This is a genomic window from Psychrobacillus sp. NPDC093200 (genome assembly GCF_050280345.1).
GTDB classification, from domain to species: Bacteria; Bacillota; Bacilli; order Bacillales_A; family Planococcaceae; genus Psychrobacillus; species Psychrobacillus faecigallinarum.
Window position 1 is genome coordinate 167333 of the sequence record NZ_JBNNVC010000004.1, and the last position, 10453, is coordinate 177785.

11 protein-coding genes are annotated in these 10453 nt (G+C 37.8%); 8 read left to right on the forward strand and 3 right to left on the reverse strand.

What is annotated here, in order from left to right; all coding sequences use genetic code 11:
* Window positions 1-57: 57 nt before the first annotated feature.
* A complete protein-coding gene (locus tag ACQKNZ_RS16170; RefSeq protein ID WP_144539443.1) occupies window positions 58-690 on the forward strand; it encodes a pentapeptide repeat-containing protein in 633 nt (210 codons plus the stop codon).
* Window positions 691-729: 39 nt separating this feature from the next.
* On the opposite strand, the gene ACQKNZ_RS16175 is transcribed toward ACQKNZ_RS16170, so the two are convergent.
* Entirely contained in the window at window positions 730-1728 is a 999-nt protein-coding gene (locus ACQKNZ_RS16175; protein ID WP_144539445.1) for an inorganic phosphate transporter, read from the reverse strand.
* 11 nt (window positions 1729-1739) lie between these two features.
* Window positions 1740-2360 (reverse strand): DUF47 domain-containing protein, encoded by a 621-nt coding sequence (locus ACQKNZ_RS16180; protein ID WP_144539447.1) that lies wholly within the window; start codon window positions 2358-2360, stop codon window positions 1740-1742.
* A 285-nt stretch (window positions 2361-2645) separates the two neighbouring features.
* Between ACQKNZ_RS16180 and ACQKNZ_RS16185 the strand changes: the two genes are divergently transcribed.
* From ACQKNZ_RS16185 to ACQKNZ_RS16215, 7 genes are all read left to right on the forward strand, one after another.
* Window positions 2646-3158 (forward strand): hypothetical protein, encoded by a 513-nt coding sequence (locus ACQKNZ_RS16185; RefSeq protein WP_144539449.1) that lies wholly within the window; start codon window positions 2646-2648, stop codon window positions 3156-3158.
* Window positions 3159-3179: 21 nt separating this feature from the next.
* The gene (locus tag ACQKNZ_RS16190) at window positions 3180-4718 is read left to right on the forward strand and encodes a flotillin family protein (protein WP_154312386.1); all 1539 of its coding nucleotides are present in this window, start codon (window positions 3180-3182) and stop codon (window positions 4716-4718) included.
* A gap of 143 nt (window positions 4719-4861) precedes the next feature.
* Window positions 4862-5797: an HD-GYP domain-containing protein gene (locus ACQKNZ_RS16195; protein WP_427660698.1), complete on the forward strand. Its 936-nt coding sequence runs from the start codon at window positions 4862-4864 to the stop codon at window positions 5795-5797.
* Between the two features lie 19 nt (window positions 5798-5816).
* Complete coding sequence (gene fumC / locus ACQKNZ_RS16200; RefSeq protein WP_427660700.1) at window positions 5817-7193, forward strand: class II fumarate hydratase; 1377 nt, start codon at window positions 5817-5819, stop codon at window positions 7191-7193.
* Between the two features lie 11 nt (window positions 7194-7204).
* Window positions 7205-7690: a PCYCGC motif-containing (lipo)protein gene (locus tag ACQKNZ_RS16205; RefSeq protein ID WP_427660702.1), complete on the forward strand. Its 486-nt coding sequence runs from the start codon at window positions 7205-7207 to the stop codon at window positions 7688-7690.
* A gap of 368 nt (window positions 7691-8058) precedes the next feature.
* On the forward strand, window positions 8059-8757 hold the full coding sequence (locus tag ACQKNZ_RS16210; protein ID WP_154312173.1) for an ABC transporter ATP-binding protein: 699 nt from the start codon (window positions 8059-8061) through the stop codon (window positions 8755-8757).
* Window positions 8747-10039, forward strand: a complete 1293-nt coding sequence (locus ACQKNZ_RS16215; protein WP_154312174.1) for an ABC transporter permease — start codon at window positions 8747-8749, stop codon at window positions 10037-10039. Before ACQKNZ_RS16210 ends, ACQKNZ_RS16215 begins: the two co-directional genes overlap by 11 nt.
* Window positions 10040-10077: 38 nt before the next feature.
* Here ACQKNZ_RS16215 and ACQKNZ_RS16220 read toward each other — a convergent pair whose 3' ends face one another.
* Window positions 10078-10254: a hypothetical protein gene (locus tag ACQKNZ_RS16220; RefSeq protein WP_427660705.1), complete on the reverse strand. Its 177-nt coding sequence runs from the start codon at window positions 10252-10254 to the stop codon at window positions 10078-10080.
* Window positions 10255-10453 lie beyond the last annotated feature (199 nt).

A 10453-nucleotide genomic window follows, 5' to 3' on the forward strand; every position in this document is an offset into this window, starting at 1 on the left:
AGTTCAACTGCTAATATAATGCTATGATAAGAGTAAACTTTTGAAGGAGGAGTAACCTTGAAAATTACAGCTCCAAAATGTAGAGAAGAATTAGAGGCTATTAACATAAAAGATGCTTTAGAGGAGGATTACTATATATCTAACGGAACTATTAGCTCACTGGAGGGGATTACCGAGTGGGAGGAAAGAGTCGTTTTTGATCAAATTCATTTCCAGCAAGCATCATTTGAGAGCTTACATTTTTACCAGGTAGAGTTTATTGATTGTATTTTTGAAAAGTGTGATCTATCTAATGTAGTAATGGACCAAGCACTATTCCACAGAGTGGAATTTATCGAGTGTAAGCTTTTTGGAGCTAACATTACTGACGGCAGACTAACAGATGTCAGGCTGGTGGAGAACCTCGCAAACTACTTAAATTTAAGTTTTTCTAAGTTAAAAAAGGTGTCTTTTACTAAGTGCATATTGAATCATGCAGATTTTGTAGATTCAACCTTTCAACAGGTAGAGCTAGAAAACTGTGAACTAAACGAGGCAAACTTTACAGATACCTCATTGAATGGAATTGACTTAAGTACCTCAACTTATGAAAATCTAATAGTATCAATGGAGGACCTTAAGGGATGCACTGTGTCCATGGAGCAAGCGATAGGCTTTGCCAAATCGTTAGGAGTAATCATAAAAGAGTAAAAGAAAAAACCTCGTATTCAATTACGAGGTTTTAATTATTTAAAAGAATAAATTTAAGATTTGGAAGATGATAGCTGCTACTAGAGCAGAAATAGGTAAAGTGATAATCCAAGTTAATACAATTTTTTTAGCAACTCCCCATTTAACGCCTTTCACACGTTGTGCTGCTCCAACCCCCATAATAGCGGATGAAATAACGTGTGTTGTAGACACTGGCAAATGAATAGTTGTTGCACCAAAAATAATCATAGCAGATGATAAGTCAGCTGCCGCCCCGTTAATAGGACGAATCTTCATGATTTTACCACCAACTGTTTTGATGATTTTGTATCCTCCGATAGAAGTACCAAGACCCATTGCGGTTGCTGCAGCAATACGAACCCAAAGTTGGATATCATCTGTAGCCTGCCATTGGGCAGCAATTAGAGCCATTGTTATAATACCCATTGCTTTTTGGGCATCATTTGTACCATGAGTAAACGATTGTAATGCCGCTGTACCAATTTGAAAAATCCGAAATCTTTTGTTTGTCCCATACAAGCTTCCCTTTTTAAAAATGACTTTAAATAGAGACATCATTAAAAATCCGATTGCTAAAGCAAGGAATGGGGATAAAACTAATGCGATTAAGATATTGGTAAAACCATTATAGTTCAAAACCCCAAACCCAGCAGCAGAAATAGCTGCTCCAGCAATAGAACCTATTAAAGTATGGGACGAACTAGATGGAATTCCATAATACCAAGTAACTAAGTTCCAAATAATCGCTGAAAGTAGAGCCGCTAAAATGATTAACGATCCGTTTTGAAGAGTAAAAGGATCGACTATATCTTTTGTAATTGTTTTAGCAACTCCTGTAAAAGTTAAAGCTCCTACAAAATTCATAATAGCTGCCATTAAAACAGCAACTCTAGGCTTTAAAGCTCTCGTAGAAACTGAAGTAGCAATTGCGTTTGCGGTATCATGGAAACCATTAATAAAATCAAAGGCAAGTGCAAAAAATACAACTAGTATTGTTAGTATAAAAATAGTATCCATTACTGAAACTCCTACGCGTTACGCATAATAATTGTTTCAAGCGTATTAGCTACGTTTTGACAATAATCTGCGATATCTTCTAATTGTTCATATATATCTTTAAATTGAATAATGCGAATTGGATTTTTTTCGTTTAAGAACAATTGCTTAATGGAAGAGCGAAGTACCTCATCACATTTGCGCTCATAATCTTTAATGAGAATGGAATGCTCATGCATTTTAAGTAATTTTTTCTGAGCTAAAAGCTCCATCGCTTTAACAATTTCGTCAGTACTCTTAACGATATACCCTAAGAAGGTACGCATTGAATCATCGATTTCAACTAAAGTAAACATCTCCAGATGCGCAGTGAAATTGTCGATTCCATCTAAAATATCGTCCATTCGGATTGCTAATTCCAGAATATCTTCACGTTCAATCGGTGTCATGAAGGATTTGTTCAACATAACGATTAATTCATGAATTAATGTATCCCCAGCTGTTTCGTAATTCTTAAGGTGTAAGCTAATTTCTTTTAAATCTGAAGCATTATTAATACGGAAATCATCTGCGTAATGAGTGGCTTCACGTACATTTTCTGCAATTTTTAACAGGGACAAGAAAAAAGGATCTGGTTTTTTTGAACTAATCATAAAAGCCTCCTAGACTTTGAGAATGTATTGTTGCTATGAATTTACCTCAAATAGCATACCAAAAAAAATGCAAAATCTACACACTTTTTACTTGAAATTTGCGAAATTTACAATTCTGTAACATTTCAGTGTAGATAAAGGGGGAATAAAAGGCGAAAAAGCCTAATTTTGACGAACTTTGACGGTAATAACTTGTAAAAATAATCAATCAATTATTGTTAAATTTTGAAACTTCTTTGTATTAGATACGTATAACTAGTAAGCAATCAATAAACTGGTAAAGGGGTGAGAAAAATAGATCAAATTTTCTTATACGGCTTAATTGTAATTGGTCTTCTTACTATTCTTTATGTGTTATTTGCAGATGCAATAGATGGCTTGGAAATGGGATTTTTTAATCCGACAACGGTACTCTCCTTCCTATTATTTATTTGTGCTGCTGGATTCATTCTTATGAAGCTAACTAATTGGAGTGAAATTGTAATAATCGCTGTTTCTGTTGTCATATCAGTCCTTTTAACCTTTTTGCTTTACTTTTTTGTCCTTTTACCCCTTGCTTCTGCAGAAGTATCCACAGCCTATACAAACGAATCTTTACAAGGGCAAGTCGCAAAGGTTATTGTTCCTATACCCTCAAATGGGTATGGTGAAATCATTATTGAGACAGTTAACGGTTTAATTGCAAAAAGAGCAACAGGTTTTGACAATGAAGAAATAAATTATGATAAACAGGTTTTAATAATTGAAGTGAAAGATGGCACTTTTTTAGTCAAAGAATATGTGCCTTTTATAAAATAAAAAGGGGGAATTATAGTGGGAATGGAAATGTTAATAGTTATAGGAGTAGTTGTATTTGTTCTATTAATAATGTTGGCAGTCTACGTAACAAAATATAGAACAGTTGGGCCAGATGAGGCACTAATAGTTACAGGCAGCTATTTGGGTTCGAAAAACGTCCATACAGATGATTCGGGTAATCGCATTAAAATTATTCGCGGTGGAGGTACATTTGTATTTCCAGTATTCCAGCAAGGCGAGCCACTTAGTCTTTTATCAAGCAAATTGGAAGTAACCACCCCAGAAGTTTATACTGAACAAGGAGTTCCGGTTATGGCCGACGGGACAGCTATTATAAAGATTGGCGGTTCAATTTCAGAAATTGCTACAGCAGCTGAGCAGTTTTTAGGGAAATCAAAGCAGGATAGAGAAAATGAAGCAAAAGAAGTACTAGAAGGTCATTTACGTTCTATTCTAGGGTCTATGACAGTAGAAGAAATTTACAAAAATAGAGATAAGTTCTCTCAGGAAGTACAACGGGTAGCTTCACAAGATTTAGCGAAAATGGGATTAATCATTGTTTCATTTACGATTAAAGATGTTCGCGATAAGAATGGATACCTGGATTCACTAGGGAAACCAAGAATTGCACAAGTTAAGCGTGATGCGGATATCGCAACAGCTGAAGCAGAAAAAGAAACGCGCATCAAGCGAGCGGAGGCTTCCAAGGATGCTCAAAAGGCAGAAATTGAGCGAGCGACAGAAATAGCTGAGGCGGAAAAAGACAACCAGTTAAAGGTTGCTGAATATAGACGTGAGCAAGATATTGCGAAGGCACGTGCAGACCAAGCCTACGAATTAGAAACAGCTAGGTCTAAGCAGGAAGTAACCGAGCAGGAAATGCAAATTCAAATTATCGAACGTCAAAAGCAAATTGAGTTGGAAGAAAAAGAGATACTACGTCGTGAAAAGCAATATGATTCAGAGGTTAAGAAAAAAGCGGATGCAGATCGCTATGCTATCGAACAAAATGCAGCTGCATCCAAATCACGTGAAATTGCCGAAGCCGATGCAGAAAAATATCGAATTGAAGCAAAGGCAAAAGCAGATGCGGAAAAAGTTCGTTTGGATGGTTTAGCTAAAGCAGACGCTCAGCGTGCACAAGGGGAGTCTGAGGCAGATATTATTCGACTTAAAGGTCTTGCAGAGGCGGAAGCAAAACGAAAAATTGCTGAAGCGTTTGATCTGTACGGTCAGGCCGCAGTTTTAGATATGGTTGTAGATATGTTGCCTGAATATGCAAAACAAATTGCTAGCCCACTTTCGAATATTGATAAAATAACTGTAGTAGACACTGGTGGTGGAGAAGGCGGCGGTGCTAACAAGGTTACCTCTTACGCTACTAATTTGATGTCTACACTTCAAGAAACTTTAAAGGCTTCCTCCGGAATCGATGTGAAGGAGATGCTCGAGAGTTATGCGGGGAAAGGAAATATTCGCCCAAGCATTGAGCAATTAACTCAGGAAGTAAAAAAATCCAAGGATGAACAGGAAGTACGTGAAGTTCAAGAAGTTAAATAATATTTCTAACAATATTAGTATTTAAAAGAAGGTTCTCCATGACTGGAGAACCTTCTTTTTTTTATGTATATATTTCCTTTGTAGGTAACTAATTGTATAATTGAGGTTAAGAATGTCGAATTTTGTTGGACTCCGGAGGAATAATGATACTTACAAGAGAGCAACTTCAAGATATTAAAGAAAAGCAAAGTCTACCACAAGTAATCACAGACAAAACGGTTACTACTTATATTGGTAGTTCTAATAATATTTCATATGCCCTTTATACACTGACGTCTGCAAGTACCTCATGGATATACTGTAAACAAAATAATACTAAGAATTATATAGAGAAATATACTATCATAACTGGTAGATTAAAAATAAATTGGTGTGACGAACAAGTAATTTTGAGCCCTGGTGATGTAATTGAACCAAAATTTTATGATGCACTCATAACATGTCATGCAAAGGATATAGTTGAGATTTTAATCGAAATGACATCTGACTATTTTGAAAGAAATTTTTCAGAAAGAAGTATAATTCATCGAGATGCTCTGCGCATTCAGGAGGTGGATGGATATACTTATCACCATTGTGCAAGAATTAGAGATTACTCCATCGAGCTTTGGAAAAGAATGAGGCCAAATGGTGAAGGGGTGGATCGATTAAGTTTAGGCTCCTATTTTCATGATATAGGCAAATTAGCAATTCCCATTGAAATCCTTAATAAGGCTGGAAAGCTTACAGAGGAAGAATGGAAAATTATAAAAATGCATACGACATTAGGGGCAGAAATAATGAGAAATCATGAAATTCCACGTATTCGTGAAGCTGCTTTTATTGTCGAAGAGCATCATGAGAGGTATGATGGAAAAGGGTATCCCTATGGACTGCTGGGTAATGAAATTTCCTTGGAATCATCTATAGTTTCGGTTGTAGATGCGTTTGATGCAATGACAACAAACCGGGTCTATCGGGGTGCAATGACCTTTGAAAAAGCCATTCAGGAAATGAAGGATGGTAGGGGAACTCAATTTAACCCAAAGGTTCTAGATGAATTTCTTAAAATGTTAGAAGAACACAATAATCAATGGTAAAGAAAAGGAGCGAGAAAAAATGTCTTATCGTATTGAGCATGATTCTATGGGAGAAATTAAAGTTCCACAAGACAGTCTTTGGGGAGCACAAACACAAAGATCTAAAGAAAACTTTAAAATTGGCACAGAAAAAATGCCGATTGGTGTCGTACATGGACTAGCTCTATTAAAAAAATCTGCAGCAATCGTTAGCCACTCTCTTGGTAATTTATCAGAAGTAAAGAAAGATGCTATAGCAGCAGCAGCCGATGAAATACTTGCAGGAAAATTAGACAATCACTTCCCATTAGTTGTTTGGCAAACTGGTAGTGGTACACAGTCTAATATGAACGTTAACGAAGTTATTGCCAATCGAGGCAATCAACTATTAGAAGAAAAAGGTAGTGAAGAGAGACTTCACCCTAATGATGATGTAAACAAATCACAAAGCTCAAATGATACATTCCCAACTGCACTTCATATTGCAGGTGTTCTTGCTGTCGAAAAAGATCTTTTACCTGCAATTGATGTTCTACAAGAGACGTTAGGTAAAAAATCTGAACAGTTCATGGATATTGTTAAAATTGGACGTACACATTTACAAGATGCAACACCTCTTTCCCTCGGTCAAGAATTTAGTGGCTGGCACAGAATGCTAGAGAAATCTTCTAAAATGATTACAACAGCTGTGGCAGATATGAAAGAGCTTGCTGTTGGAGGGACAGCGGTAGGTACTGGCTTGAACGCCCCAAAAAGTTTTGGTGACCTAGTGGCAGCCGAAATATCCAAGGCACTAGGAATTGAATTTACATCAGCAAAAAATAAATTCCACGCTTTAACAAGCTATGACGATGTTGTTTATGTACATGGTGCAGTTAAGGCTCTTGCAGCGGACCTAATGAAAATTGCTAATGATGTCCGCTTACTTGCAAGTGGTCCCCGTTCTGGTATTGGGGAAATCTCAATTCCTGAAAATGAACCAGGAAGCTCTATTATGCCTGGTAAAGTTAACCCAACTCAAAGTGAAGCGATGACTATGGTTGTTGCTCAAGTTATGGGGAATGATACATCCATCAGTTTTGCGGCGAGTCAAGGTAACTACCAGTTAAATGTATTTAAACCTGTAATCATTCACAATTTCCTACAATCTGTGCGCTTATTAAGTGATGCAATCATTAGCTTTAATAACAACTGTGCAGTTGGAATCGAACCGAACTTAGAAACAATTAAACATCACGTAAACAATTCTTTGATGCTTGTAACTGCTTTAAATCCATACATTGGATATGAGAATGCTGCGAAAATTGCTAAGCATGCCCACAAAAATGGCACTACTTTAAAAGAAGCAGCAATTGAGCTAGAGCTTTTAACTGCTGACAAGTTTGATGAAATTGTACGACCAGAAAAAATGATTTAATCGAGGTTAATATGAAAAAAATTCTATTTATATTATGTTGTTCTATATTGGTTCTTGCCGCATGCAGTCAAAAAGAAGAGAAAGAACACATGGAGCACGACCATGTGACTCATTTAGATAACGGCGATATTCAAGAAACCACGTCGTCTACAGACGTGCTTCCAGAGTTTTTGAATGAACAATCTGAAGATATGCAACTAATCTATCAGGCAGCTGCAAAAGCAAATGATGTCCTTAAATGGATGCCTTGCTACTGCGGATGTGGCGATAGTGCTGGCCATAAAAGCAATTTCAACTGTTTCGTCGATGAAATTAAAGAAAATGGCGAAGTAGTCTGGGATGACCATGGTACACGCTGTGCCGCTTGTTTAGAAACAGCCGTTACGTCTATCAAAATGGTTCAAGAAGGTAAGTCACTTACTGAAATTCGCGCAGCGATAGACGAAGCATATAAAGAAGGCTATGCAAAACCAACAGACACACCTATGCCATCTTAAAATAGTACTGCCCCTATCTCATTAACAGTGAGAGAGGAGCAGTTTTTTTGTCTACTTTTAGCATATTGCTCCCCTTAAAGACTTATGTCTGAAAGTCTCCTGAAAATGAGAAGAGTGAGTATTTGCTTGTTGATGCGGTATTACTTTTCTAACAATCGGTCGGTTTCACCACAACACAGAATCAGATGGCCATTACTTTATCGTTACTATCTGTGATTTGCTTATAAGTGACATGGGATTGTGTCGAAAATACCCTATCTACATAAAGTTATATACAATCTTAAGAAATTCTTCATCTTTATCCTTCTTAAATGTTAAGAAAGGCTGGCTAGAATGAGTGTATAGCAAAATTAGAAAGGGGAATAGGCATGATACACGTAAATAACGTTAATCATACATTTTTAATAGGAAAGAAAGGAAAGGAAAAGAAAGTACCGGTACTAAAAGGGCTAACCTTTAATGTGCAAGAGGGAGAAATAGTAGCGGTCGTAGGAAAGAGTGGTTCTGGTAAATCTACCTTATTAAACACAATAGCAGGATTTATGAGTCCAGAACAAGGATCCATTATTATTAACGGGCAAGAAACGGCTGCATTAAATGAAACAGAAAGAGCAGAATTTCGTTTAAACAATTTTGGCTTTATCTTTCAAAGCTTTCAACTTATGCCGGGATTGACTGCTTTCGAAAATATTGAGCTTCCTTTAAAGCTGAAGGGAGTATCACCTAAAAAACGCAAAGTCAGTGTCCTCCAACTTATGAAAAAGGTTGGGTTGGAATCTGTGTCTGATCATTATCCTAATGAGTTGTCCGGTGGTCAGCAGCAACGAGTAAGTATTGCTCGTGCCTTGATAACCAACCCGCCTATTTTATTGGCAGATGAACCAACAGGTAGCCTGGATTCAGAAACAGAGCAAGACATTCTGATGCTCATCCAGGACTTAAATCAGACTATGGGGGTAACTTTTGTCATTATTACACATGACGATGAAGTTGCAAGTATTGCCCACCGTAAATTTAAGATGCACGATGGAGAGTTAAAAAAGGAGGACATGTCTCATGTTATTTAAAGATCAATTAGAATTTGTGAGCCAGCATATTAAGAAAAATAAACTAAGAGTATTTATGACTGTACTTGCAGCGACAATGGGGTGCGCATTTTTAATCGTGTTAGCATCAATTGGGTTTGGGGTACAGGATATGATGCGTACTGAAATTCTTCAAGACCAAGCTATCACGGAGATAGAGGTATATGAAAAGGAAGATGGCATTGACTATGAGGAAATAAAAAATATAGAGTCTATTGGTGCAGTTGTTCAAAGAACCAGTATAGAAACGCAAAACTTGTTTCAACTAGATGATAGAACAATATACGGGAATGCCCTGATGACAGACTTTGAGGAAGAAAAAAAATCAAATCTTAAACTATCTGAAGGTAGAATGCCTACAAATGATAAGGAAATTGTAGTTGGTTATCATTTTGCAGAGAATTTATGGACCGAACAAGAGCGATCAACGTGGGAAGAAAAGGGAGGAGAAGAAGGGGATATGCCCAAAGGATATGAGGGCTCCATTCTAGGCAAGGAAGTCACCTTATCCTTACAGCCGTATGATCAAGAGGAATTATTCCCAGAGCAATGGACGTTTACGATTGTAGGAGTTGCAGCTCAACCAGCAAGAGACTGGATAGTGGACCAAAATATACTTATAGACAATAGTTGGATGGACGAGTTAGTAGCAGCATATAAAACGAATGTTGGAGAGATACCAGAGAACTTTTTATATACTAGAACTACCATTTATACGGCAAGCCTAGAGCATGTGAAAGCAGTGACGGAAGAGTTAAAAGAAATGGGTTACAGCGTTTACTCTGTATCTGAACAGCTAGAGCAGTTAGACGTGTTTTTCATGGTATTTAAAATAGGTCTTATATTTATCGGTACAATCGCAGTTTTAATTTCATCTATTGGTATCTTCAATACTATGACAATGGCAGTAACGGAGAGAACAAGAGAAATTGGTGTTATGAAAGCAATAGGAGCAAGTCCTAAACTAGTTAGACGCCTTTTCCTGATGGAAAGTGCATGGATTGGAATTATAGGGACTGTGCTGGCGGTCATTATCTCTTATGCAGTAAGCTTTTTAGCAAATTGGGTACTGCCAATCGTAGTTGGAATGGCATTAGAGGAAGAGAGTATTGAGGGCATGGCACTTACTTTTTCATTAATTCCTTGGCAGCTTGTTGCAATTGCTTCTTTCATAAGTATAGGCGTAGCAATGATTTCCGGCTGGAGACCAGCTAAGAAAGCAACTAAAATTGACGTAATTCAAGCTTTGAGACAAGAACTATAAGACAAAAAAGAGTGAACAGATACCTTTACGGTATCTGTTCACTTTTTTGTTCCAGTTCCAGCACGTTTCCCCATTTGCTTGTCGGGGCAACATAGGCGCTTGCGCATTTCGTGTTTGTCTAGCTCCAGCGCCTTGCCCCTCGAGGTCAAATGGAGTAAAGCAGCGGTGGCCGAAGAGCAGCCACCTTGCATTCCCCCATTTGCTTGTCGGGGCAAACATAGGCGCTTGCGCATTTCGTGTTTGTCTAGCTCCAGCGCCTTGCCCCTCGAGGTCAAATGGAGTAAAGCAGCGGTGGCCGAAGAGCAGCCACCTTGCATTTCCCCATTTGCTTGTCGGGGCAAACATAGGCGCTTGCGCATTTCGTGTTTGTCTAGCTCCAGCGCCTTGCCCCTCGAGGTCAAATGGAGTAAAGCA